This window comes from Stenotrophomonas beteli (assembly GCF_001431665.1).
Lineage (GTDB): Bacteria > Pseudomonadota > Gammaproteobacteria > Xanthomonadales > Xanthomonadaceae > Stenotrophomonas > Stenotrophomonas beteli.
The window spans coordinates 1-25,241 of sequence record NZ_LLXV01000053.1 but is presented as its reverse complement, the minus strand read 5'-3'; the positions used below and the strand labels follow the sequence as shown (position 1 = coordinate 25,241).

The following is a 25,241-nucleotide window of genomic DNA, read 5'->3' as shown; positions in this document are numbered from 1 at the left end:
GTGACCGCGCCACAGGACCTGGCGCTGTCTGCGATCTACCGGCACCCGTCCGACAGCCTGTTCGGGCGGGTGCTGCCGCGCCTGCTGCACGCGGCACCATGGACCCGGCTGCGCCGCGCACTGTCGCGGCGCTGGCCGATGCCGGCGCTGGTCAGCGACGTGCGCGACGTGGTCTACGTGAGCTGGTGGGTGGACCTGGACCATGCACCGCCGCCACCGCCGGGCCATCACTACGTGGTCCATGCCGGCCGCACGCCGTACACCATCCTCAGCTATCGCCACGGCCATTTCGGGCCCGGCCTGGCCGGCTCGCTGCGCGCGCTGATGCCGTCGCCGCGGCAGAGCAACTGGCGCTGGTACCTGCGCCGTGATGATGATCCGGACGGGACGCCGGTGGTACTGTTCGACCGCAACGTGATGGACCAGCTGGCCTTCGTCGCCGGCGCGCGCGCGTTCAGCGACGCCATGCAGCCCCACCTGTCCGCGCGCTTCGAGCATGTGCTGGACGCCGATGGCGCAGGCCACACGTTGATCGAGAGCGGGCAGGGCAGTGCGCCGGCGCTGCATCTGCACTGGCAGGCTGCCGCAGAGTGGAACCTGGCCGGGTGGTCGGCCGCCTTAGGTGGCCAGGGAGGCCTGCTGCGCTTCCTGACCTGCCAGGATGAGGCCATCGCCCGCACCTGTGACCAGCGCTGGGCCAGCACCCGCATTGACCTGCCGGTGCCCGTCGACACCCTGCAGCCCCTGCGCCTGGCGGGTGGGCTGCAGTGCCCGCGCCTGCAGGCAATGGGCGTCGCGCTGCACGAGGGGATGGCCTTCCGGTTGCCAAGGGTGCCGTTCCGGGTCGTGTCCGAGCGCCTGTTGTGAGATTCTGGCCCTCTGTTTTCCAGCATCACAGATGGCCATGAGCACCACTGTCTACGGTTTGAAGAACTGCGATACCTGCAAGAAGGCGACCAAGTGGCTGGACCGCTTCGGCGTGCCGTACACCTTCGTCGACTACCGCGACAACAAGCCGAGTCCGGAGACGTTGCTGGAGTGGGCCGCGCAGCTGGGTGGGCTGGCGGCGATGGTCAACAGGTCCTCCACCACCTGGCGCCAGCTGCCTGACAACCGCAAGGCGGCCGAATCCGACGCCGAATGGAAGCTGCTGCTGCGCGAGTACCCGCAGCTGATCAAGCGCCCGCTGGTGGTCACCGCCGATGGCACGGTCAGCCAGGGCTTCAGTGACAATGGCTTCAAGGCACGCTTCGGCGTGGGCGGCGCATGAGTGCCGTTCTCGACCTGACCTGCGAGCTGATCGCGCGGCCCTCGGTGACGCCCGATGATGCCGGTTGCCAGGCGCTGCTGGCCGCACGCCTGAAGCAGGCCGGGTTCCACTGCGATCACCTGCGCCTGGGCGAGGTCGACAACCTGTGGGCGACCCACGGCAGCGGGGCGCCGGTACTGGTCCTGCTCGGCCACACCGACGTGGTGCCAACCGGCCCGCGCGAGGCCTGGGCCAGCGACCCGTTCGTTCCGCAGATCCGTGACGGGGTGCTGTACGGCCGTGGCGCCGCCGACATGAAGGGCAGCGTGGCGGCGTTCGTGGTGGCCGCCGAGCAGTTCGTTGCCGCACATCCCGATCATCCCGGCACGCTGGCGGTGCTGCTGACCAGCGACGAGGAGGGCGATGCCATCGATGGCGTGCGCCACGTCGCACGGCTGTTCGCCGAGCGCGGCCAGCGCATCGACTGGTGCATCACCGGCGAGCCGTCGTCGACTGCGACGCTGGGTGACCTGCTGCGCGTAGGTCGCCGTGGCAGCCTGTCGGCCAAGCTGCGCGTGCAGGGCGTGCAGGGCCATGTGGCGTATCCGGAGAAGGCACGCAACCCGATCCACCAGGCGGCGCCGGCCCTGGCCGAGCTGAGTGCACGGCGCTGGGATGACGGCTACGAAAGTTTCCCGCCGACCAGCCTGCAGATCTCCAACATCCATGCCGGTACCGGCGCCAACAACGTGATCCCCGGCGAGCTGGAGGTGGACTTCAACGTCCGCTACAACCCGCATTGGGATGCGCCGAAGCTGGAAGCGGAGATCAGCGCGCTGCTGGACCGGCATGGCCTGCAGTACACGCTGAAGTGGCATCGCAGCGGCGAGCCGTTCTATACGCCGGAAGGCACGCTGCGCGCCACCGCGCGTGCGGTGCTGGCCGAGCACATCGGCCGTGCACCGGAGGAAAGCACCGGTGGCGGCACGTCCGATGCGCGCTTCATCGCGCCATTGGGTGCGCAGTGCATCGAAGTGGGTCCGGTCAACGCCAGCATCCACCAGGTGGACGAGAACGTGCGCGTGGATGAGTTGGAAGCATTGCCAGGGCTGTACCAGCGGCTGGTGGAACGGCTGCTGGCGTGAGGCGGGTGGGGCCGGCCGTGGGTCGGTACGTCTTTCGCCGGCACTGCTTTCCTGTAGAGCCGAGCCTTGCTCGGCTGATGTCTACCGGAAGAAGCGCCCGAGCATGGCCCGGCTTCACTATTCCGAAAAAAGGAAGAACGGCGGTTCGACCGCCTTCTTCCAGTAACTCGGCGCGGCCATGTAGAAGTGCTGCGCCTCGGCCATGGCAAACCAGCGCGCCGCTGCTTCGGTGTCCTTCTCCACCCCTGGCGCACTCCGGCCCAGCAGCAGCCCGGCGAAGTACTGGCCGAACACGTTGCCCTGCTCGCCGGCGTGCTGGTACAGCAGCAGTGCCGCCGCCGGATCGCGCGGCAGGCCCACGCCTCGTTCCAGCAGCGCGCCCAGATCCACCTGCGCCTCGGCGTCGCCGCGATCCGCATGATGCTGGATGCGGGCGATCAGCGGGTGCACCGCATCGCCTTGTGGCGCCAGGGCATCCGGCAGTTGCGAGGAGCGGCTCGGAGAGCGCTGGTAGATCATCGCGCGCAGGTCCCAGCGCAGTGCCTGCTGCGCATCGCCGCGCTGGCGGTAGGCATTGGCCAGTTCGAAGAACGCGTAGGGATTGCCGTGGTTTGCCGCGGCCAGGTAGGCGCGTTCGCCGCGTCGCCACGAAGCACGCAGCACCGGCGCAGGGTCGATGCGTGGGCTGTCGGCATGCCGCAACGTGCCGGAGCTCCAGATCCGGCCCAGTGCTTCTTCCGCCTTGGCATTGGAAGGTCCGGGGGGTGATCGCTGCGGCACGCTCGTAGTAGGCGACCGCACGCGGATCGTTGAATCGTTCGAAGGTCTGCGCGGTGTCCCAGGCACCTTCGAAACTACCGTCGCTGCCGCGCCGCTCCAGCGCCTGCAGCTGGGCCGGTGGCAGGGTCGAAGGCGGGGGCAGGGTCTGGCAGGCCGCCAGGCCCAGGCAGAGCAGGGCGGCCAGTGCCGTGTTGCGTCCAGTGCGGTGTTGCATTTCCATTACATATTGCGGGGCGGGCCATTATGCGCGGCACGCGTGGTTGCCGACGCAACTGTTGCACCGCGCCGGAAACCGGGGTAGGGTCGGTCCCATGTCGATCCGCCTGGCCACCGCCGTCAATAACAACAACCGCAATAATCTGCGCGCGAATAATCGTGCGCGGCCGATGCGGGACTGCGCCCTGGGTAGATAGACAGCAACACACGCCCGGACACCAGAAAACCCGCATCGGCCGATGCGGGTTTTTTTGTGCCCGGGCGCAGTCCTTCCCGGGCCTGGATGGCCGGTCGAACACCTTCCCCTCGTGAAATCCCCCAACAGGAGCTCCGCCATGTGTTCGATCTTTGGAATCTTCGGCCTGCAGGCCGGTGACGATCTTCCCGCCCTGCGCCGTCACGCGCTGGAGCTGTCGCAGCGCCAGCGCCACCGGGGCCCGGACTGGAGCGGCGTGTACCTGGACGAAGGCGCGCTGCTGGTCCACGAGCGGTTGGCCATCGTCGATCCGGCCGGTGGTTCGCAGCCGCTGCTGTCAGCCGACGGCCAGCTGGCGCTGGCGGTGAACGGCGAGATCTACAACCACCAGCAACTGAAGGCCGCGCTGGCCACCGCCTACGACTTCCAGACCGGCTCGGACTGCGAAGTGATCAACGCGCTGTACCGCCAGGGTGGATCACCGGCGCAGTGGCTGGAGCAGCTCAACGGCATCTTCGCCTTCGCGTTGTGGGACCGTGACAGCGGCCGCGTGCTGGTGGCGCGCGACCCGGTTGGCGTGGTGCCGCTGTACTGGGGCCACGACGGCCAGGGGCGCCTGCGCGTGGCCTCGGAAATGAAAGCACTGGTCGATACCTGTGCCGACGTCGCGCAGTTCCCGCCGGGCCACTACTTCGACAGTGCCAGCGGTGAGCTGGTGCGCTACTACCAGCAACCGTGGCGCGACTATGCCGACGTACAGGGCCGCCAGGCCGATCTGGCCGAGCTGCGCCGGGCGTTCGAGCACGCGGTGGAACGCCAGCTGATGAGCGATGTGCCGTACGGCGTGCTGCTGTCCGGTGGCCTCGATTCATCGCTGGTGGCGGCGGTGGCCGCGCGCTACGCACGCCGTCGCATCGAGGACGGCGGGCAGACCGAAGCCTGGTGGCCGCGCCTGCACTCGTTCGCGATCGGCCTGAAGGGTTCCCCCGATCTGGCTGCTGCTGCGGTCGCCGCCGAAGCGCTGGGCACCGTGCACCACGGTTTCGAATACACCTTCGAGGAGGGCCTGGATGCACTGCCGGAAGTGATCCGGCACATCGAATCCTACGACGTCACCACCATCCGCGCATCGACGCCGATGTTCCTGCTGGCAAGGCGGATCAAGGCGATGGGGGTGAAGATGGTGCTCTCCGGCGAGGGCAGCGACGAGATCTTCGGAGGCTACCTGTACTTCCACAAGGCGCCGGACGCGCGTGAGTTCCACGATGAGCTGGTACGCAAGCTCGACGCCCTGCACAACTACGATTGCCTGCGTGCCAACAAGTCGATGATGGCCTGGGGCGTGGAACCGCGCGTGCCGTTCCTCGACCGCGAGTTCCTTGATGTGGCGATGCGCTTCGATGCCGCGCACAAGATGGTCGGTGCCGGTTTTGGTGGCCGCCGCATCGAGAAGGCCGTGCTGCGCGAGGCGTTCGACGGCTACCTGCCGGACAGCATCCTGTGGCGGCAGAAGGAACAGTTCAGCGATGGCGTCGGCTATGGCTGGATCGATGGGCTGAAGGCACATGCCGAGGCGCAGGTGAGCGACCGTGTACTGGCGGCCGCCGACAAGCGCTTCCCGCACAACCCGCCGCAGACCAAGGAGGCGTACTACTACCGCCACCTGTTCGAGCAGTTCTTCCCGAGCCGGGCAGCGGCCGAGACCGTGCCGGGGGGCAAGTCCATCGCCTGCTCGTCGCCCGCAGCCATCGCCTGGGACGCCAGTTTCGCCGCGGCGGCGGATCCGTCGGGTCGCGCGATCGCCGGCGTGCACGAGCAGGCACTGGCCTAAGCACCCCAAAAAGGGGACGGAGGGGATTAAGTCGTTTGTGCCATTAGCGCCTTAATCCCCTCCGTCCCCTTTTTGTATCATCGCCCCCTGCACATTGGGGAATGTTCATGGACGTACAGGCAGGCGGCGACGTGTCGCCCACGAAATGGGGATGGCGCTACCTGGCCTGGGCCGGCGTGCCACTGTTGGCTGGCGTGCTGCTGGCCTGTTACGCCGGGCCCGGAACGCCGCAGGCGGCTGCCCCTGCCACGGTTGCCGCTGAGGGTGGCTGGGCGCAGCACCTGGCGTCGCCGCTGGGCCTGTTCCTGCTGCAGCTGCTGGTGCTGCTGCTGGTGGCCAAGGGCGCCGGCGCACTGCTGAAGCGATGGGGCCAACCGGCGGTGATCGGGGAAATGGCGGCCGGCCTGATGATGGGCCCGCTGGTACTCGGCAGTGCGCTGCCTCAGTTGCACGGGGCGCTGTTCCCGGCCAGTTCGCTGGGGCCGCTGGGCATGCTCAGCCAGCTGGGTGTGCTGATGTTCCTGCTGGTCGCCGGTGCCGAGCTGGACCTGGCGGCGCTGCGTGGCCGCCGCCGTTTTGCCTTCACCGTCAGTCATGCCGGCATCGCGGTTCCGTTCGTGCTGGGCGTCGCACTGGCGATCTGGCTGTACCCGCAGCATGGCCCGCACGGGGTGGGGTTCACCGCATTCGCGCTGTTTGTCGGCATCTCGATGAGCATCACCGCGTTCCCGGTGCTGCTGCGCATCCTCGCCGACCGCGGTATTACCCGGACAGCGCTGGGCCAGACCGCCATCGCCTGTGCCGCTTTGGGCGATGCCACCGCCTGGTGCCTGTTGGCATTGATCGTCGCCGCCGCCCAGGTCAGCGGCTGGTTGTCGGCCAGCCTCAACCTGCTGGGCGTGGTGGTGTTCGTGGCGCTGATGCTGGGGCTGGTGAAACCCTGGTTTGCCCGTCAGCAGATCGCAGCGGGCCGCGAAGGACGGTGGCTGCTGGGCATCCTGCTGCTGTCGCTGGCCAGCGCGCTGGTGACCGAAATGCTGGGCATCCATGCCCTGTTTGGTGCATTCGCTGCCGGCGTCGCAGTCTCGTCCAACGTGCAGCTGCGTGAGCTGCTGATGGCCCGCGTCGAACCCTTCGCGGTGACGCTGCTGCTGCCGTTGTTCTTCGCCATGACCGGGCTGCGCATGCGCGCCGATGCGCTGCAGGCCAGCGACATCGTGCTCTGCGTGGTGGTGATCGCAGTGGCTACCGCCGGCAAACTGCTGGGCACCTTCAGTGCGGCGCGCAGTGCCGGCATGCCAGCGCGTGAAGCCTGGAGGTTGGGTGCGCTGATGAACACCCGCGGCCTGATGGAACTGATCGTGCTCAACCTGGGTTACGAGCTGGGCCTGCTCGGCGACCGCCTGTTCGCGGTGCTGGTGATCATGGCGCTGGTGACCACGGCGATGACCGGACCACTGCTGAACCTGATCGAGCGACGCAAGGGCTGACCGGTAGCGCCGCACGGGCATTCTGTAGAGCCGAGCCCATGCTCGGCTGCGTCTGTCGCGGAGCCGAGCGTGGGCTCGGCACTACAGCGTGCAGCGCACCCTGGGGCATGCGGGCGCCACCGTCAGCGCGCTGGCACCAGCGTCATGGTGTGCTGCGCCTTGCCGGGCAGGAATGGGGTCGGCCGGCCATGCACCCAGTCTTCGTGGCCGGCACCCCAGTAGGGCGACAGTGGATGGCCACTCTGGCCGCCGGGCATATGCACAATGCCATCGGCCTCGTGGCCCGGCGAAACCACCATGCGCTCGGAAGCGCCGAAGTTCGGCGTCTGCACGCGCGGCATGTCACGGTCGCCGGGTAGCTGGTCGGCGGGCATGCACAACCAGTGCTTTGCGACCTCCGGCAGCGCCCGTGCGATGGGATGGCAGATCGCCGCCGTATTGCGTTCGCCCCAGGTGCGCTTGGCCAGCGGGCCCTGCTTGCCCAGTTCACTCTCGGTGCGGCGCGCGGCGTCGATCAGCAGCGCATCCCAGCTGTCGAAGGCCGGTGGCAGCAGATTGGCCGGACGCTGTTGCAGCATCGGCCAGGCCACGCCTTCCAGCTGCGCCAGCCGCGGCTCCAGGTAGTCATCGCCCAGCTGCGCGTTGGCTGGTGCCAGCAGTGCATCGGACAGTGTCGTCATCACCTGCGTACGGAATTCACGCACCACCCGGTAGCTGACCGAGCTGGCCGATGCACGGCCGCCCCATTGATGGCTGGCCTCCTTCAAGCGCTTCAGTGCAGGGTCGTCACTGCGTTCGATGACGTCGTGCAGCAGGGCCCACCAGCGCTGCAGGAACACCGCGCGATCGTCGAGCTGGATCGCCAGCAGGTCGTGTTCGTCGAAGCGCGCCTGGATCGCCAGCAGGTCGCGGATCTGCCGCGCGCGTGCGCCAAGGTCATAGCCACCGTTGCCGGCATGGGCCAGTGCCTCGCCGTCGAGGACGCGGCCGTTGGCGGTCCACAGGCGATGGTTGGGTGGGTCGATCAATGCCGGCGAGGCATCGCTGCGGATCGGCCAGGGGGCGCAGTCCTGGTTGTGGGCGGCGGTGAAGCCGGCCGGTGCGCAGCCCGGACCGCGATCCGGGCGGGCGCCGATCAGGCGCCAGGCGATGCGTCCGTTGCGGTCGCCGACCACCAGGTTCTGTGCGGGAATGCCGGCGTGGTCGGCGAACTGCAGGGCAGCGTCCAGATCGCCAGCGCGGGCCAGGTCAGCGAAGTCCAGGCGCACCGCGCCGGGCAGCTGGGCGACCCAGCGCAGCGCGTCGCCGCTGCCATCGCCATGGGTGTGCAGGATAGGCCCCCAGGCGGTTTCGCGCACCGGGAACCGCACGTCGGCCTGGCCGGCCACCGCAATCCGTTCCTCATGCACGGTCACTGCGGCATTGGCCGGTTCAGTGCGGTAGTCGGCCGTATCGATGTAGCTGTTGGTGAAGCCCCAGGCAACATGGCCGTTGCTGCCGACGATCACTGCCGGCAGGCCCGGCAGCGAGAAGCCGGTGACGTCGACCTGGCCGCCAGCGGCCTGTGGGTCGGGGTAGCGCAAGCGCACGCGGAACCACAGGCCGGGTGCGCGCAGGCCCAGGTGCATGTCGTCGGCAACAATGGCGCGGCCGTCGGCGGTAAGCGCACCGGCCACCGCGAAGTTGTTGCTGCCGACGGCGTCCACCTCTTCCTGCGCGGTGCCGGATTTTCCCTTCAATGTGCGCAGGTCGAGCTGGCTGGCATCGGGCAGGGCGGCGTTGCCGGTCGGTTCGCCGAACAGCGGTGCATCCCATTCGGTGCCGTCGTGGGCGATCAATGCGTACAGCGCCGGCGGCACCACCGCGCGGATGCGGCTCAGTGCAAGCTCGGTCTGGTTGCCGGGGTCCTGCAGGTCGGCATACATGGCCAGCCCGGCCAGCACGCTGTCGCTGGCCTGCCAGGGCTGCGGTGACTGCCGCAGCAGCAGATAGGCCCACGGGCGCACGGAGAGATCGGCAAGGCCTTCGTTGACGCCTTCCACGTAGGCGCGCACGGCATCGCCGTTGTCGCCCAATGCAGCGTCCATGTGTGCCTCGGTGCGTGCACGCAGCCGATGCACGCGCATCCGCTTGTCGGCGTCGATGGCCTTCGGGCCGAACAGCGCCGACAGTTCGCCGGCGGCACTGCGGCGCATCAGGTCCATCTCGAAATAGCGTTCCTGCGCATGCACGCGGCCCAGTGCACGCATCGCGTCGGCCTGGCTGCCGGCGGTGATGGTGACCACGCCCAGCGCGTCGCGCTCGATGGTGACCGGCCTGGCCAGCCCCGGCAGCGCATGCTCGCCGTCCAGGTCGGCCAGGCTGCCGCGCAGCAGCAGCCACAGGACCAGTGCGGTGATCAGCACGAGGGCGATCAACACGCCCAGCACCCAACGCCATGTACGTCGCATCGCACGTCCTTTCCACGCTCGAGGGTCGATTGTAGCCGCAGGCGCAACTGCGACTGATTCCGATTAGATCACCGTCGCCGGAAATGCGTCACCCTATGCCGCATCGATTCACAGGAGCCCCCCATGAAAGGCAACCCGGACGTCATCGCCTGCCTGAAGGAACTGCTGCGCGGCGAGCTTGCTGCCCGCGACCAGTACTTCATCCATTCCCGCCGCTACGAGGACCAGGGCCTGTTCGCGCTGTACGAACGCCTGAACCACGAGATGGAAGAGGAAACCCAGCACGCCGATGCGCTGCTGCGCCGGATCCTGTTCCTGGGCGGCGACCCGGACATGCGCCCGCATGCCACCGAGCCCGGCAAGACCGTGGAGGAGATGCTGCAGAAGGATCTCGATACTGAATACGCCGTTCGGAACAATCTCGCCGCCGGCATGAAGCTGTGCGAGGAGAAGGGCGACTACGTGAGCCGCGACATCCTGCTGGCCCAGCTGAAGGACACCGAGGAAGACCACGCCTGGTGGTTGGAGCAGCAGCTGGGCCTGATCAAGCGCATCGGCCTGGAGCTGTACCAGCTGAGCAAGATCGACGGCAGCGGCGCCCCGGCGCACTGAGCCGGCACCGCTCTCTGCAGAGCCGAGCCATGCTCGGCTGCCTCGCTTCATGTAGAGCCGAGCCATGCTCGGCTGCCTCGCTTCATGTAGAGCCGAGCCATGCTCGGCTGCTGTTGGATCCGAGTCGAGCCCGGCTCGACTCTACAAAAGTTCTGTCGCCCGCCAGCACCGGAGCACCGCCAGCCAGCCTTCGCCAGCCAGCCGCTCCACTGCCCGCCAGCCGACAACGAAAAAGCCGGGGAATGCCCCGGCTTTTTCGTGCCTGGGGTCAGAGCCCTTTCCCATGGAAAGGGATCCGACCCCCGTACCTCTTACTCCACCGACAGCCCTTCCACCTTCTGCCAGCCGCGCGGCAGCAGGTGGCCGCGGGTGGCGCGGGCGCCGAGATAGGCGTCGAGCTCGTTGAACTTCAGGCCCATGGTGCGCTGGCCGCTGCGTACCTGCAGGGTCTGCCCCGGGCTGATCGCCACGATGGCGACCACGCGTTCGGTGGCGAGCTTGGCCTTCGGGATCTCGATGATCTTGTTGCCCTTGCCCTTGTCCAGCTCCGGCAGGTCGTTGGCGGCAATCGCCAGCAGGTTGCCCGAACTGGTCACCGCCACGATGCGGTCGGTGGCGACGTTGGCGACCACCGACGGGGTCAGCACCGAGGAGCCGGCCGACAGGTTCAGCATCGCCTTGCCGGCCTTGTTGCGGCCGATCAGGTTCTCGAAGCGGGTGACGAAGCCGTAACCATGGCTGGAGGCCAGCACGAAGCGGGTGTCCGGCTCGGCGCTGGCCAGGGTCACGAAGCTGGTGCCCGGTGCCGGCGAGAAGCGGCCGGTCAGCGGTTCGCCATTGCCACGCGCGGAGGGCAGGGTGTGCACCGGCGTCGAGTAGGCGCGGCCTTCGCTGTCGAGGAACGCGACCTGCTGGGTGCTGCGTGCGCGCACCGACCCCTGCAGTGCGTCGCCATCGCGGTAGGACAGCGCGGACGCGTCGACGTCATGGCCCTTGGCGGCACGGATCCAGCCCTTTTCCGACAGCACCACGGTCATCGGCTCGCTCGGCACCAGCTCCGTCTCGTCGATCGCCTGCGCGGCCTGGCGCTGCACCAGCGGCGAACGGCGTGCGTCGCCGAACTTCTTGGCGTCGGCGGTCAGTTCGTCGCGGATCAGCTTCTTCAGCTTGGCCTTGCTGTCGAGGATGCCGAGGATCTTCTCGCGTTCCTTGGCCAGCTCGTCCTGCTCGCCGCGGATCTTCATCTCCTCCAGGCGGGCCAGCTGCTTCAGCTTGGTTTCCAGGATGTACTCGGCCTGTTCCTCGGACAGGCCGAAGCGCGCCATCAGCGCGGCCTTCGGTTCGTCCTCGGTACGGATGATGTGGATCACCTCGTCCAGGTTGAGGAAGGCGACCAGCAGGCCTTCCAACAGGTGCAGGCGGCGCTCGACCTTCTGCAGGCGGTGCTGCAGGCGACGGGTGACGGTGTTGCTGCGGAAGGTCAGCCATTCGCTGAGCAGCATCTTCAGGTTCTTCACCTGCGGACGGCCGTCCAGCCCGATCACGTTGAGGTTGACGCGGTAGCTGCGCTCCAGGTCCGTGGTCGCGAACAGGTGGCCCATCAGCTGCTCGGCATCAACGCGGTTGGAACGCGGTACCAGCACCACGCGCACCGGGTTGGCGTGGTCGGATTCATCGCGGATGTCTTCCAGCCACGGCAGCTTCTTGGCGCGCATCTGCGCGGCGATCTGCTCGATCACCTTCGACGGCGACACCTGGAACGGCAGCGCCGTGATCACGATGTTGTTGGCTTCCTTGGTGAAGGTCGCACGCGCACGCACGCTGCCGTTGCCGGTCTCGTACATGGTCCGCAGATCGTTGGCGGCGGTGATGATCTCGGCGCTGGAGGGGTAGTCCGGGCCCTGCACGTGCTCGCACAGGTCGCGTACGCTGGCATCGGGGTTGTCCAGCAGGTGCAGCAGCGCGCTGACGATCTCGTTGAGATTGTGCGGCGGCACGTCGGTGGCCATGCCCACGGCGATGCCGGTGGTGCCGTTGAGCAGCAGGTGCGGCAGCCGCGCCGGCATCCAGGTCGGTTCCTGCAGGGTGCCGTCGAAGTTCGGTGCCCAGTCGGTGGTGCCCTGGCCCAGCTCGCCCAGCAGCACTTCGGCGATCGGGGTCAGCTTGGATTCGGTGTAACGCATCGCCGCGAACGACTTCGGGTCGTCGCTGGAGCCGAAGTTGCCCTGGCCCTCGATCAGCGGGTAGCGGTACGAGAACGGCTGTGCCATCAGCACCAGCGCCTCGTAGCACGCGCTGTCGCCGTGCGGGTGGTACTTGCCGATGACGTCACCGACGGTGCGCGCGGACTTCTTCGGCTTGGACGCGGCATTCAGGCCCAGCTCGCTCATCGAATAGATGATGCGGCGCTGCACCGGCTTCAGGCCGTCGCCGAGGAACGGCAGGGCACGGTCCAGGACCACGTACATCGAGTAGTCCAGGTACGCGCGTTCGGCGTACTCGCGCAGCGGCAGTTGTTCGAATCCGTGGAACACGGGGCGGGCAAGTTCGGTCATGCGGCGTTGTTACCTATGTCGGGAGGCGGCGACGGCGGTCGCCGCTCGCAATCCTGTGATTATCCGGATGCGGCCGGGGATGCCAAGCCACGCGCCGGATCCAGTCCGGTTTCCAGCCCGTGCCCGGCCCGCGCCAAGTAGCGCCCGGGCGGCAGCCCGAAGTGGCGGCGGAACACGGTAACGAAGGCGCTGGCGCTGCTGAAGCCCAGCGCGTGGGCGATGTCGGCCACGCTGCGACCATCGGTCAGCTGGCGCAGAGCCTCGGCCAGGCGCGCCTGCTGCCGCCACTGGGCGAAGCTGAGCGTGGTCTCGTCGCGGAAGTGGCGGGTCAGGCTGCGCGGCGACAGCCCCGCCCAGTGCGCCCATTCGGCCAGGCTGCGCTCGTCTGACGGGTCGGCCAGCAGCTGCGAGGCGATCTTCAGCAGGCGCCGGTCATGCGGCATCGGCAGGTGCATGCGCTGGCGCGGCGCGGTACGGATCTCGTCCAGCAGCACGTCGATGATGTGCTGGCGTTCGGGCGTAGTGTCGTAGCCCAGCGGCCACTCGCAGATGCGGTCGGCCAATGCCTGGGCCAGCTTGGACAGGCCCAGCACGCAGGGATCGGAGGGCAGGGTGGCGCAGGCCGGCGCGGCCAGCGCCATGCCCCAGCCACGCAGTGGGCCGTCGAGGGTGACCGTATGCGGCTCCAGCGGCGGCATCCACCCGGCCGAACCCGGCGCCAGCGACCAGGTACCGTGTGAGGTACGGGTGGTCAGCAGGCCGCGTTCGACGCAGATCAGCTGGGCACGCTGGTGGTGGTGCCAATCCACCTCACGCACCAGCCCCTGCGGGCTGTCGAAGCGGAAACCGACCACCGGCGGGCCGTCGTTGCGCTCGAACCAGTCCAGCGCGTCGTCCCGCAACAGCCGCTTGGGAGGGGGGATTTCTGCCTTGTTCATCATGTCCGCTGGCGGAAAACTGTCATCCATTGGCTGAATTGTACTACCGGGCCACCTGAGCAGATCATTAAGGTAGGCGCCTTCACCGATCCAGCCCACTGCTGCAACACAGCATTCGATGCCAGATCGAATATTTCCATTGAGAAATATTTTTTTTGGAAGAGAATGCTCCCCCATGATCTGTCCTGCAACCACTCCCCCCAGCTTTGGCCTGCTGCTGCGCCAGGTGCGCGACGGCCTGGTCCGGCAACTCGACGCGTCCATGGCCGAAGAAGATCTGGGTATCGGCTTCACCCACTACATCGGGTTGAAGGTGCTTTCCCATATGGCGCCCTGCACCGCCAACGAACTGGCCCAGGCCATCGACCAGGTCCCCAGCGCGGTGACCCGCCTGCTGGACAAGCTGGAAGCCCTCGGCTGCGTCCGCCGCGAACCGCACGCCCAGGACCGTCGCGCCCTGCAGATCGTGCTGACCGATGAAGGCCGCGCCTTGTGGGCGCGGCTGAAGCTGCGCGGCGACGCGGTGATGGATTACGCGCTGCGTGATCTTTCCGCCGACGAGCGCACGCTGCTGCTGTCCCTCCTCACCCGAATCCGCGATTCCCTGACGACCCCATGAACCCGATCCCGCATTCTCCTCTCCGCCGGTCCGGGCGCGCGCTGCTGGTGTCAGCGCTGGCCCTGGCTCTGGCCGCCTGCGCCAGCAGCCGTGGCCTCACCCCGCAGGGACACGTGATTGACGTGGACAGCCTGCACAGCGAACGCACCCTGGCCGACACCGACCTGAGCGCCACCGGCTTCCCGGCGCAGGACTGGTGGAAGGCGTTGGGCGATGCCCAGCTGGACGCGCTGGTCGCCGAAGGGCTGGCTGGTCATCCGAGCCTGGACGCCGCCGATGCGCGCCTGCGCCAGGCCCAGGCCCAGGTCGGTACCGCGCGCGCCGACGAACTGCCGAGCCTGTCGGTGTCCGGTGGCTACACCGGCCTGCGCCTGCCGGAGTCGATGGTCGGCAGCGAAATGGGCGGACGTTACGGCGGCAGCAGCCAGGTTGCCTTCGATTTCAGCTATGGCGTCGATCTGTGGGGCGGCAAGCGCGCTGCCTGGGAAGCGGCGGTGGATGGCGCGCATGCCGCCACTGTCGAAGCCCAGGCCGCACGCCTGAGCCTGTCCACCGGTATTGCCCAGGCCTATGCCGATCTTGCTTACGCATGGCAGCTCAACGACGTAGCCGAAGAAGAGCTGAGCCGCTCGCAGAAGTCGCTGGAACTGACCCGCCAGCGTCGCCGCGCCGGCATCGACAGCGATCTGCAGGTGCGCCAGGCCGAAGCGCGCGTGCCGGCCGCGCAGCAGCAGGTGCAGGCCGCGCAGCAGCGCATCGACGCGGCCCGCACCGCACTGGCGGCACTGGTCGGCAAGGGCCCGGACCGTGGCCTGTCGATCCAGCGCCCGCAACCGTTGAGCCCGATGGCGCTGCAGCTGCCGGGCGTGCTGCCCAGCGAACTGCTTGGCCGTCGCCCGGATATCGTGGCCGCGCGCTGGCGCGTGGAAGCGGCCAACAAGCAGATCAAGGTCGCCAAGACCAAGTTCTACCCGAGCTTCAACCTGACCGCGCTGGCCGGCGTGGTCGCCCCGAACCTGGGTGACCTGCTGAAGAGCAGCTCCACCTTCGCCTACATCGGCCCGGCGCTGAGCCTGCCGATCTTCGAAGGCGGCAAGCTGCGCGCCAACCTGGCCAGCACCGATGCGCAGTACGACCTGGCGGTGGCCAACTACAACCAGACCGTGCTCGACGCACTGCGCGACGTGGCCGACCAGGTCAACGCGGTGCGTTCGCTGGCGCAGCAGGCGCACTCGCAGCAGCAGGCGGTGGATACCGCACGCTCGGCCTTCGACCTGGCCCAGCAGCGCTACCGCGCCGGCATCGGCAGCTACCTGGACGTGCTGACCGCGCAGTCCACCCTGCTGCAGTCGCAGCAGCAGCTGGCCGGCCTGCAGTCGCAGCAGGTCCAGACCTCGGTGCGCCTGAGCAAGGCACTGGGCGGTGGTTTCCAGCCCGCTGATGCCGACCGCGCACCGATCGCCTCCCATTCCGATTCCTCGCATTCCTGAAGACCCCTGCCATGAGCCAGACCCAAGACACCGCGGCCCCGGCCGCCCCCAACCGCCGCGGTCACCTGCTGCGCGGCCTGTTCGTGATCGTCGTGCTGCTGCTGGCCGCACTGGCGCTGTGGTACTTCATGTTCGGCCGTTGGTTCGAAGAAACCGACGATGCCTACGTGCAGGGCAACCAGGTGCAGATCACCCCGCTGGTGGCCGGTACCGTGGTCGCCATCAATGCCGATGACGGCATGCGCGTGGAGCGCGGCCAGCTGCTGGTGCAGCTGGACCCGTCCGACACGTCGGTGGCGCTGCAGCAGGCCGAGGCCAACCTGGCCAAGACCGTGCGCCAGACCCGCGGCCTGTACCGCAGCGTGGAAGGCGCGCAGGCGGACCTGAACGCCCGCCAGGTGACCCTGAAGCGCGTGCGCGAAGACTTCGCCCGCCGCAAGGACCTGGCTGCCACCGGCGCCATTTCCAACGAAGAACTGGCCCACGCCCGTGACGAGCTGGCCGCCGCCGAAGCGGCCGTGGCCGGTTCGCGCGAGACCGTCGAGCGCAACCGCGCGCTGGTCGATGACACCGTCATCGCCACCCAGCCGGATGTGCAGGCCGCCGCCGCGCAGCTGCGCCAGGCCTTCCTCAACAACGCCCGCGCCGGCATCGTCGCGCCGGTCACCGGCTACGTTGCCCGTCGTTCGGTGCAGGTCGGCCAGCGCGTGCAGCCGGGCAATGCCCTGATGGCCGTGGTGCCGACCGAGCAGATGTGGGTCGAGGCCAACTTCAAGGAAACCCAGCTGCGCCACATGCGCCTGGGCCAGGAAGTGGAGCTGAAGTCGGACCTGTATGCCGGTGACGTGAAGTACAAGGGCCGCATCCAGAGCCTGGGCCTGGGCACCGGCTCGGCCTTCTCGCTGCTGCCGGCGCAGAACGCCAGCGGCAACTGGATCAAGATCGTGCAGCGCGTGCCGGTGCGCATCGCCATCGATGCCAAGCAGCTGGCCGAACACCCGCTGCGCATCGGCCTGTCGATGAAGGCCGAAGTGAGCCTGCGCGACCAGAAGGGCGAAGTGCTGCCGAGCGCGCCAGCCAAGGGCACGGTGTTCGACACCGACGTGTATGCCAAGCAGCTGCATGATGCCGACGAGGTGATCCACACGATCATCCAGGGCAACCTGCCGCAGCAGCAGGCGAAGGTGGGCTGAGGTCGCCATGTCCGCACAAGCTCCAGCCGCACCCGGCGCTCCGGGCGCACCGGCGGCGCCGGGTGCGGCCTCCGGGTTCCTGCCGCCCAGTGTCGCCCTGTGCACCGTGGGCCTGGCGATGGCCTCGTTCATGCAGGTGCTCGACACCACCATTGCCAACGTCTCGCTGCCGACCATCGCCGGTAATCTCGGCGCCAGTTCGCAGCAGGCGACCTGGGTCATCACCTCGTTCGCGGTCAGCACCGCCATCGCGCTGCCGCTGACCGGCTGGCTCAGCCGCCGCTTCGGCGAACGCAAGCTGTTCGTCTGGGCCACGCTGGCCTTCGTCATCACCTCGCTGCTGTGCGGCCTGGCGCAGAGCATGGGCATGCTGGTCGTTTCGCGTGCGCTGCAGGGTTTCGTGGCCGGCCCGATGTATCCGATCACGCAGTCGCTGCTGGTCTCGATCTACCCGCGTGAGAAGCGCGGGCAGGCATTGGCGCTGCTGGCGATGATCACGGTGGTGGCGCCGATCTGCGGCCCGATCCTCGGTGGCTGGATCACCGACAACTACAGTTGGGAATGGATCTTCCTGATCAACGTACCGCTGGGCATCTTCGCCGCGCTGGTGGTGGGCAACCAGTTGAAGGGGCGCCCGGAGCAGATCGAGAAACCGAAGATGGACTACGTCGGCCTGGTCACCCTGGTGATCGGCGTCGGCGCGCTGCAGCTGGTGCTCGACCTGGGCAACGACGAGGACTGGTTCTCATCGATGAAGATCGTGGTGCTGGCCTGCGTGGCGGTGGTGGCGCTGACCGTGTTCCTGATCTGGGAACTGACCGACAAGGATCCGATCGTCGACCTGAAGCTGTTCCGGCACCGCAACTTCCGCGCCGGTACGCTGGCGATGGTGGTGGCCTACGCGGCGTTCTTCAGCGTGGCACTGCTGATTCCGCAGTGGCTGCAGCGTGACATGGGCTATACCGCGATCTGGGCAGGGTTGGCGACCGCGCCGATCGGCGTACTGCCGGTGATCATGACCCCGTTCGTGGGCAAGTATGCCTCGCGGTTCGACATGCGCATGCTGGCGACCATTGCCTTCGTGTTCCTGTCGATGACCAGCTTCCTGCGCTCCGGTTTCAACCTGCAGGTGGACTTCCAGCACGTGGCCGGCGTACAGCTGATCATGGGCATCGGCGTGGCACTGTTCTTCATGCCGGTGCTGCAGATCCTGCTGTCGGATCTGGATGGGCGCGAGATCGCCGCGGGCTCGGGCCTGGCCACGTTCCTGCGCACGCTGGGCGGCAGCTTCGCGGCATCGCTGACGACATGGCTGTGGGCGCGTCGCACCCAGGTGCACCATGCCGACCTGACCGAACACATCTCGGCCTACCAGCCGGGCATGCAGGACCAGGTCACCGCGATGGGGCAGGGCGACCTGCAACACGGTGCGGCGGTACTGAACACCATGATCAACCACCAGGCATCGCAGATGGGTTTCAACGACATCTTCTTCCTGCTGGGCTGGATCTTCCTGGCGATCATCACCTTCCTGTGGCTGGCCAAGCCGCCGTTTGGGGCGGGTGCCGGTGCCGCTTCGGCAGGTGGGCATTGATCGATCATTGCCGTTGAAACGCATAAACCCCGCCGCAAGGCGGGGTTTTTCTTCTGGTAGATCCATGCGATGCATGGGATGGATCCCGGGGGCGTGTGACTTCCCGAATTCCGGAAACGAAAAAACCCGCTTTCGCGGGTTTGATCATCTTGAGTCGTGGTGCCCAGGAGAGGACTCGAACCTCCACGGTTTTACCCGCTAGTACCTGAAACTAGTGCGTCTACCAATTCCGCCACCTGGGCGACTCAGGAGATGAATTGTGCGGTACGGCAGGGAGTGTGTCAACAACATTTCACACATTTTTCTGCGGCTGCACGCCCAGGTGAAGCAGCAGGCTGCGCATCGCCGGTGACAGCTGCGTCCACTGCGCAAAACAGGCGCACAGGCGGCGTTGTGCCCACGCATCGGCGAGCGGCACCGCAACGGTGTGCGTGCTGCGCCGATGCAGGCGGGCAACGGTGCGCGGCACGATGCCGACACCAATGCCGTGGCCGACCATGATGCACACGCCTTCGAAGGTTTTCATGCGGATGCGCATGTCCAGGCGGTGGCCGATGGCGCGGGCCTGGTCTTCGATGTAGGTCTGCAACGCGTTGCCATCGGCCAGGGCGACGAAGGTCTCGCCGGCAACGTCGGTGAAGGGCACGCTGCGGCGCGAAGCGAAACGATGATCGGCCGGAAGCAGCATCACCAGCGGGTCTTCGGCGACCACGTGCTGCTGCAGGCCCGCCGCATCGATCGCGTCGCTGATGATGCCGGCTTCGGCCTGGCCAGCGCGGATCGCACGCACGACCTCCGGGCTGGTGCGTTCCAGCAGCTCCACATGCAGGCGCGGGCGTTCTGCCAGCCACGGTGCGAGGCGTGCGGGCAGGTAGTGGGTCAGTGCGGCGGTGTTGGCATACAGATGCAAAGTGCCGCGCGCACCGTGCGCGAACGCCTGCAGTTCGCCGCGCAGCTGCGCCTGCTGCTGCAGGATCAGGCGCGCATGGTGCGCGAGGGCGGCGCCGGCTTCCGTCAGGCTGACGCCACGCGGATGCCGGTTCAACAGCGGGGTGCCGGCATCGGCTTCGATCATGCGCAGGCGTTCACTCGCCGAACCCAGTGCCAGGTTGGCCTGCGCCGCGCCGGCGGTAATGCTGCCCGCCTCGGCAATCGCCAGGAACAGGCGCAGGTCGGCGATATCCATCCGCATGTGATGCCCTCATCGCAATACCGGTGCCTTCGGGCCAGCCGAAGGCAGGGCCGGGAAGACCGCATTGTGCGCCGAAGGCCTGCGCGATCCAATGAGGGCATGAGTGATACAACGTATTTCTACCTGCTGGTAGCGGTGGTGTTCGTACTGGCCGGCGTGGTCAAGGGTGTGACCGGCATGGGCCTGCCGACAGTGGCGATGGGGCTGCTCGGTGGCGCGCTGTCGCCGGTGGCGGCAGCCTCGATGCTGTTCATCCCCACCTTTGTCACCAATGCGTGGCAGCTGTTGTCCGGCCCGTCGCTGGGCCACATCGTGCGGCGCCTGTGGCCGATGATGCTGGCAGTGGTGGTGGTGACGCTCGGCTCCGCCGCGCTGCTGGTGCGGGTGGACCGTACCTGGTCGCGTGCAGCGTTGGGCATGGCGCTGGTGGTGTATGCGCTGTACGCGCTGATCGCGCCGGTGTTCCGTGTGCCGCAGCGTCGCGAACGCTGGCTGGGGCCGCTGGTCGGCGCGTTGTCCGGTGTGGTCACCGGCGCCACCGGTGTGTTCGTGATGCCGGCCGTCCCGTATCTGCAATCGCTGGGGCTGCAGCGCGAGGAGCTGGTGCAGGCGCTGGGCCTGGCGTTCACCGTGTCGACGATCGCGCTGACCGCCGGGCTGGTGCTGCACGGTGCGTTCGGCATCCAGCAACTGGGTCTGAGCGCTGTGGCGGTGGTGCCGGCGCTGTTGGGCATGTGGCTGGGGCAGGTGATCCGGCAGCGCATCAGTGCGCGCATGTTCCGCGCTTGTTTCCTCGGGTTCCTGCTGCTGCTCGGGCTGGAGCTGATGTTGCGGCCGTTGTTCTGATGGCGTTCGCGGTCGCCTTTTGCAGACTCGAGCCACGCTCGACTGATCATCACAGAAGTCGAGCATGGCTCGACTCTACAAAGGCCCGGATTGCGGGCATGAAAAAACCCGCTTTCGCGGGTTTTTCTCATTCTCGACGTGGTGCCCAGGAGAGGACTCGAACCTCCACGGTTTTACCCGCTAGTACCTGAAACTAGTGCGTCTACCAATTCCGCCACCTGGGCGTCGAGGAGCGAGATTATGGGGTGTTGTTACGGGGGTGTCAACACTTTTTGCTGCTCCGGGGTCAGGGCCCTTTCCTGTGGAAAGGGATCCGACCCTGCCGCCGGATGACAGGCAAAAAAAATCCCCGCCGGAGCGAGGAGTTTTTTCGTTGGTGCCCAGGAGAGGACTCGAACCTCCACGGTTTTACCCGCTAGTACCTGAAACTAGTGCGTCTACCAATTCCGCCACCTGGGCGTTCCAGAGGCGCAATTGTGAAGATGAATCCGGGGGCTGTCAACGACTTCCCGAATATTTTTCACGCAAGGCCTTCAAGACGGCCACTGACCCGTTCTGCACGCCGTCAGCGGCTACCATGTGGGGCGATGACTACCAAGAAACCAAGCAAGGGCGGGCGCACGTCCCGCAGCCAGGCCCCGAAGAAGGGCGCCAAGGCGGGCGCAGCCCGCACCCCCCAGCCGGGCAAGCCGCTGCCGGGCTGGTTCCCCGAATTGAATGAAGGCGGTGCGCCGCCACGTGGCCGCAAGGTCCGCAGTGCAGAGGCCAGCGCACCGGGCCCGGCCCCGGGCCGCAAGCTGCCGCCCACCGGCAAGGTGATCAACGATCCCTATGCCGCCCGCGAGGCCGAGAAGTACGAACAGCCCATCGCCAGCCGCGAGGCCATCCTGGCCCTGCTGGAGCGTTGTGAAGGGCCGCAGACCGCCGAAGAACTGGGCGCGCGCCTGGGCCTGACCGCCCCGGACCGGGCCGAGGCGCTGTCGCGCCGGCTCGGCGCCATGGTCCGCGATGGCCAGCTGGTGCAGAACCGCCGCGGCGGCTTCGCCCCGATCCAGACCTTGAACCTGGTCACCGGCGTGGTGATCGCCAACCCGGAAGGGTTCGGCTTCCTGCGCCCGGTCGAGGGCGGCGACGATCTGTTCCTGCCGCCGTATGAAATGCGCAAGGTCCTGCACGGTGACAAGGTGCTGGCCCGGGTGACCGGCATCGACCATCGCGGCCGTCGCGAAGGCAGCATCGCCCGTGTGCTCGAACGCGGCATGACCCGCCTGATCGGTCGCTTCAGCGTCGAGATGGGCATCAGTTACGTGGTGCCCGACGACAAGCGCATCCAGCGCAACGTGCAGGTACCGCCGGACCAGACCGGGGGCGCGCGCGACGGCCAGCTGGTGGTCTGCGAACTGACCCAGGCCCCGGACAGCCGCCGCCCGCCGATCGGCCGCATCATCGCCGTGCTCGGCGACAAGCTGACCGCCTCGCTGGTGGTGGAGACCGCCATTCATGGCCACGAGCTGCCGTTCGAGTTCCCGCAGGAGGTGCTGGACGAAGCGGCCTCGGTGCCGCTGGTGGTCGAGCCGGCGATGATTGGCGGCCGCGTGGACCTGCGCAGCACGCCGCTGGTCACCATCGATGGTGAGGACGCCAAGGACTTCGACGACGCGGTGTACTGCGAGCCGAATGCCGAAGGCTTCCGCCTGGTGGTGGCGATCGCCGATGTCTCCAATTACGTGCGCCCCGGCACGCCGCTGGACGAGGAGGCGCAGAAGCGCGCCACCTCGGTGTATTTCCCGGGTTTCGTGGTACCGATGCTGCCGGAGACGCTCTCCAACGGCATCTGCTCGCTGATGCCGAAGGTCGACCGCATGTGCTTCGTCTGCGACATGCAGATCGACCGCGACGGCCTGGTCACCCATTCGCGCTTCTACGAAGCGGTGATGAACTCGCATGCGCGCCTGACCTACACCCAGGTGTGGAAGGCGGTGGGCGAGGACGATGCCGATACCAAGGCCTGGATGGGTGACCTGCTGCCGCAGGTGCAGCGCCTGCACCAGCTGTACAAGGTGCTGTCCAAGGCGCGTGCCAAGCGTGGCGCCATCGAGTTCGAAAGCAGCGAAGTGCGCTTCGTGCTGGACAACCGCGGTGAAGTGACCCAGGCCGGCATGCTGGTGCGCAACGACGCGCACAAGCTGATCGAGGAATGCATGATCGCGGCCAATGTGGAGGCGGCGAAGTACCTGCTGTCGCGCCATGTGCCGGCCCCGTACCGCATCCACGAGAAGCCGCCGGAAACCAAGTACGCCGACCTGCTCGAATTCCTCAAGGAGTTCAAGCTGAGCCTGCCGCCATGGTCGAAGGTGCGCCCGGGCGATTACACCAAGCTGCTGAAGAAAATCCGAGACCGCCCCGATGCCACGCTGCTGGAATCGGTGCTGCTGCGCAGCCAGAGCCTGGCGATCTACAGCCCGGAAAATCACGGCCACTTCGGCCTGGCGCTGGAGGCCTACGCGCACTTCACCTCGCCGATCCGCCGTTACCCCGATCTGCTGGTGCACCGCGCGATCAAGCACGCGTTGTCTGGCAAGCCGCTGGATACGTTCACCTACAACGCTCGCGAGATGGCTGCGCTGGCGCTGCAGTGTTCCGAGCGTGAGCGCCGTGCCGATGAGGCCGAGCGCGAGGTCGACGAGCGTTACCGCGCGGCGTGGATGGAGAAGCACGTCGGCGGCCAGTTCGACGGTGTGATCAGTGGCGTGACCAGCTTCGGCCTGTTCGTGGAACTGGACGAATCCAAGGTGCAGGGCCTGGTGCATGTCACCCAGTTGCCGCAGGACTATTACAAGTTCGACGCCACCCGCAAGACGCTGACCGGCGAACGCCGCGGCGGCAGCTACCGGCTCGGCGACCGCGTGCGCATCCTGGTGCTGAAGGCCAGCATGGAAGAGCGCAAGATCGACTTCCGCTTGGTTGAACACAAGGGGGAGGACGACGGCGATGGCCTGCCGCCGCTGCCAGAGCGTGGAAAGCCGGCCAAGCGCACCAAGAAGCAGTATTGAAAGGTGTGCCGACCAACGGCCGGCACCCATCTCACCCGGTCGGCACCCACCTGGCCTGGTAGGTGCCAACCTCACCCGGTAGGTGCCAACCTTGGTTGGCACGACGTTACGGAGGACCGCAGATGCAGGGCCAACCCGAGTACAGCGGCGGCTGCCAGTGCGGCGCGATCCGCTTCCAGGCGCGCGGCGAGCTGGCCGACAGCTCGATCTGCCATTGCCGGATGTGCCAGAAGGCGTTCGGCGCCTATTACGCACCGCTGGTCTCGGTGCGCGGGGTGCAGTTCAGCTGGACCCGCGGCCAGCCGCGCTATTTCCAGTCGTCCAACGTCGTGCGCCGTGGCTTCTGCGCCGACTGCGGCACGCCGTTGACCTACGAAGCCCCGGACGGCATGGCGGTGGCGGCGGGCGCTTTCGACCAGCCCGAGCGGCTGCCGCCGACGATCCAGTACGGGGTAGAGCGCAAGCTGCCGTTCGTCGACAGCCTGGCCAGCCTGCCGGCGCGACGTACCGAGGATGACATCGCCGCGCTGGATTTCCTGGCCACGATCGTGTCCCACCAGCACCCCGACCACGACACCCCGCACTGGCCGCCGCGCAGCCGTTGAGGTTTGTGTAGAGCCGAGCCCATGCTCGGCTGCCTTGAAGCGCGGCCGCCGCCGATGCTCTACCATAGCCACCCCCTTTCCGGTCCCCGCCCGCATGAGCAAGAACAGCCAGTGGATCGTCGGCGTCAACGCCGTCGCCTCCTCCATCGAGAACGACGCCGAGAACGTCCGCGAAGTGCTGGTCGAGGCCGGTGCGAAGAACCCGCGCCTGACCGAGATCGAGGAAAATGCCCGCCGCAAGGGCATCGATGTGCGCAAGGTCAACGCACAGGCGCTGGACGGCGTGGGCGGTTCGGTGCGCCACCAGGGCGTGGCCGCGCGTTATGCGGCCGCCCGCACCTACAGCGAGAACGAGCTGAAAGGCCTGGTCACCGCCGCTGAGGGCAAGGCCCTGCTGCTGGTGCTGGACGAGGTGCAGGATCCGCACAACCTGGGTGCCTGCCTGCGGTCGGCCGCCGCCGCCGGCGCCACTGCGGTGATCATTCCGAAGGACAAGTCGGCCACGGTCAATGCCACCGTGCGCAAGACCTCGGCCGGTGCCGCCGATCTCATCCCGGTGGTGGCGGTGACCAACCTCTCGCGCTGCCTGAAGGACCTGCAGAAGCAGGGCGTGTGGATCTACGGCCTGGCCGGTGAAGCCACTGCCTCGCTGTACCAGCTGGACCTGAAGGGCAACATCGCGCTGGTGCTGGGCGGCGAAGCCGATGGCCTGCGCCGCCTGACCCGCGAGAACTGCGATGGCCTGGTCAAGATCCCGATGCCGGGCGAGATCGAGAGCCTGAATGTCTCCGTCGCCGCTGGCGTCAGCCTGTTCGAGGCTGTGCGCCAGCGCGGTTGATCGGCAGCAGGGACCGTGTCGACCAAGGTCGACACCTACCAGAGCAGAACCGGGGTCAGGGTCCGTGCCGACCAACGGTCGGCACCCACCATCAGCAGCAGATTCCGGCAGATCGCGGAAGTCTGTCGAGGGCGGGGTGGGTCCGGTGGCAGGGGTGTGAGCCGCATGGATGCGGCGACCAAGCCCCCAGGGATGGGTTCACGGCGTCCCCTCCCACCGGACCCACCCCGCCCTCCCGCAAGAAACCCCCAGTTGCTTGTGATCTGGCCTCTGCGGGTGCCGGGCGCCGCCCCGCCCAACTAAACAACCCCCCGATGTCCCAGCCGGAATGCCCCAGGTTGATAACTCC

18 protein-coding genes, 3 tRNA genes and 1 pseudogene are annotated in these 25,241 nt (G+C 67.5%); 14 read left to right on the top strand and 8 right to left on the bottom strand.

The window, feature by feature from the left end; genetic code table 11:
* From ARC23_RS13605 to dapE, 3 genes are read left to right on the top strand one after another with little or no spacing between them, the layout of a single operon-like run.
* Complete coding sequence (locus tag ARC23_RS13605) at positions 1-867, top strand: hypothetical protein (protein WP_057497685.1); 867 nt, start codon at positions 1-3, stop codon at positions 865-867.
* Between the two features lie 31 nt (positions 868-898).
* On the top strand, positions 899-1,270 hold the full coding sequence (locus ARC23_RS13600; RefSeq protein WP_203226364.1) for an arsenate reductase: 372 nt from the start codon (positions 899-901) through the stop codon (positions 1,268-1,270).
* Complete coding sequence (gene dapE, locus ARC23_RS13595; RefSeq protein ID WP_057497684.1) at positions 1,267-2,394, top strand: succinyl-diaminopimelate desuccinylase; 1,128 nt, start codon at positions 1,267-1,269, stop codon at positions 2,392-2,394. Before ARC23_RS13600 ends, dapE begins: the two co-directional genes overlap by 4 nt.
* Positions 2,395-2,511: 117 nt before the next feature.
* Here dapE and ARC23_RS13590 read toward each other — a convergent pair.
* Positions 2,512-3,388: pseudogene (locus ARC23_RS13590) on the bottom strand (tetratricopeptide repeat protein).
* Between the two features lie 337 nt (positions 3,389-3,725).
* Between ARC23_RS13590 and asnB the strand changes: the two are divergent.
* Positions 3,726-5,417, top strand: a complete 1,692-nt coding sequence (asnB, locus tag ARC23_RS13585; RefSeq protein WP_057497683.1) for an asparagine synthase B — start codon at positions 3,726-3,728, stop codon at positions 5,415-5,417.
* 101 nt (positions 5,418-5,518) lie between these two features.
* Complete coding sequence (locus tag ARC23_RS13580) at positions 5,519-6,907, top strand: cation:proton antiporter domain-containing protein (protein WP_057497682.1); 1,389 nt, start codon at positions 5,519-5,521, stop codon at positions 6,905-6,907.
* Between the two features lie 122 nt (positions 6,908-7,029).
* On the opposite strand, the gene ARC23_RS13575 is transcribed toward ARC23_RS13580, so the two are convergent.
* Positions 7,030-9,357: a penicillin acylase family protein gene (locus ARC23_RS13575; RefSeq protein ID WP_057497681.1), complete on the bottom strand. Its 2,328-nt coding sequence runs from the start codon at positions 9,355-9,357 to the stop codon at positions 7,030-7,032.
* Positions 9,358-9,480: 123 nt separating this feature from the next.
* Between ARC23_RS13575 and bfr the strand changes: the two genes are divergently transcribed.
* A complete protein-coding gene (gene bfr / locus ARC23_RS13570; protein ID WP_005415872.1) occupies positions 9,481-9,969 on the top strand; it encodes a bacterioferritin in 489 nt (162 codons plus the stop codon).
* Positions 9,970-10,280: 311 nt separating this feature from the next.
* Here bfr and parC read toward each other — a convergent pair whose 3' ends face one another.
* Together parC and ARC23_RS13560 are read right to left on the bottom strand one after the other, a co-directional pair.
* Positions 10,281-12,524 (bottom strand): DNA topoisomerase IV subunit A, encoded by a 2,244-nt coding sequence (parC, locus tag ARC23_RS13565; protein ID WP_057497680.1) that lies wholly within the window; start codon positions 12,522-12,524, stop codon positions 10,281-10,283.
* A 59-nt stretch (positions 12,525-12,583) separates the two neighbouring features.
* Positions 12,584-13,465 carry a helix-turn-helix domain-containing protein gene (locus ARC23_RS13560; RefSeq protein WP_203226363.1) on the bottom strand — a complete coding sequence of 294 codons (882 nt, stop codon included), beginning with the start codon at positions 13,463-13,465 and terminating at the stop codon, positions 12,584-12,586.
* 172 nt (positions 13,466-13,637) lie between these two features.
* Here ARC23_RS13560 and emrR point away from each other — a divergent pair, with 172 nt between their 5' ends.
* The 4 genes from emrR to emrB are packed head-to-tail and all read left to right on the top strand — an operon-like array spanning position 13,638 to position 18,358.
* Entirely contained in the window at positions 13,638-14,081 is a 444-nt protein-coding gene (emrR, locus tag ARC23_RS13555; RefSeq protein ID WP_005408766.1) for a multidrug efflux system transcriptional regulator EmrR, read from the top strand.
* Positions 14,078-15,571, top strand: a complete 1,494-nt coding sequence (emrC, locus tag ARC23_RS13550) for a multidrug efflux transporter outer membrane subunit EmrC (RefSeq protein ID WP_057497678.1) — start codon at positions 14,078-14,080, stop codon at positions 15,569-15,571. Before emrR ends, emrC begins: the two co-directional genes overlap by 4 nt.
* An 11-nt stretch (positions 15,572-15,582) precedes the next feature.
* Positions 15,583-16,764 carry a multidrug efflux MFS transporter periplasmic adaptor subunit EmrA gene (gene emrA, locus ARC23_RS13545; protein ID WP_057497677.1) on the top strand — a complete coding sequence of 394 codons (1,182 nt, stop codon included), beginning with the start codon at positions 15,583-15,585 and terminating at the stop codon, positions 16,762-16,764.
* 7 nt (positions 16,765-16,771) lie between these two features.
* Positions 16,772-18,358 carry a multidrug efflux MFS transporter permease subunit EmrB gene (emrB, locus tag ARC23_RS13540; protein ID WP_057497676.1) on the top strand — a complete coding sequence of 529 codons (1,587 nt, stop codon included), beginning with the start codon at positions 16,772-16,774 and terminating at the stop codon, positions 18,356-18,358.
* A 157-nt stretch (positions 18,359-18,515) separates the two neighbouring features.
* Here emrB and ARC23_RS13535 read toward each other — a convergent pair.
* Together ARC23_RS13535 and ARC23_RS13530 are read right to left on the bottom strand one after the other, a co-directional pair.
* Positions 18,516-18,600 (bottom strand) — tRNA-Leu (locus tag ARC23_RS13535).
* A 50-nt stretch (positions 18,601-18,650) separates the two neighbouring features.
* Positions 18,651-19,550: a LysR family transcriptional regulator gene (locus tag ARC23_RS13530; protein WP_057497675.1), complete on the bottom strand. Its 900-nt coding sequence runs from the start codon at positions 19,548-19,550 to the stop codon at positions 18,651-18,653.
* Between the two features lie 99 nt (positions 19,551-19,649).
* Here ARC23_RS13530 and ARC23_RS13525 point away from each other — a divergent pair, with 99 nt between their 5' ends.
* Positions 19,650-20,396, top strand: a complete 747-nt coding sequence (locus tag ARC23_RS13525; protein WP_057497674.1) for a sulfite exporter TauE/SafE family protein — start codon at positions 19,650-19,652, stop codon at positions 20,394-20,396.
* A 139-nt stretch (positions 20,397-20,535) separates the two neighbouring features.
* Here ARC23_RS13525 and ARC23_RS13520 read toward each other — a convergent pair.
* Together ARC23_RS13520 and ARC23_RS13515 are read right to left on the bottom strand one after the other, a co-directional pair.
* Positions 20,536-20,620, bottom strand: a tRNA-Leu gene (locus tag ARC23_RS13520).
* 150 nt (positions 20,621-20,770) lie between these two features.
* Positions 20,771-20,855: transfer RNA gene (locus tag ARC23_RS13515), tRNA-Leu, on the bottom strand.
* A 128-nt stretch (positions 20,856-20,983) separates the two neighbouring features.
* Here ARC23_RS13515 and rnr point away from each other — a divergent pair.
* From rnr to rlmB, 3 genes are all read left to right on the top strand, one after another.
* Positions 20,984-23,449, top strand: coding sequence for a ribonuclease R (gene rnr, locus ARC23_RS13510; RefSeq protein ID WP_057497673.1), 2,466 nt, complete (start codon positions 20,984-20,986; stop codon positions 23,447-23,449).
* A 122-nt stretch (positions 23,450-23,571) separates the two neighbouring features.
* Positions 23,572-24,054, top strand: a complete 483-nt coding sequence (locus tag ARC23_RS13505; RefSeq protein WP_057497672.1) for a GFA family protein — start codon at positions 23,572-23,574, stop codon at positions 24,052-24,054.
* A gap of 94 nt (positions 24,055-24,148) precedes the next feature.
* Positions 24,149-24,892 (top strand): 23S rRNA (guanosine(2251)-2'-O)-methyltransferase RlmB, encoded by a 744-nt coding sequence (gene rlmB / locus ARC23_RS13500; protein WP_057497671.1) that lies wholly within the window; start codon positions 24,149-24,151, stop codon positions 24,890-24,892.
* The last annotated feature ends 349 nt before the right edge of the window (positions 24,893-25,241 follow it).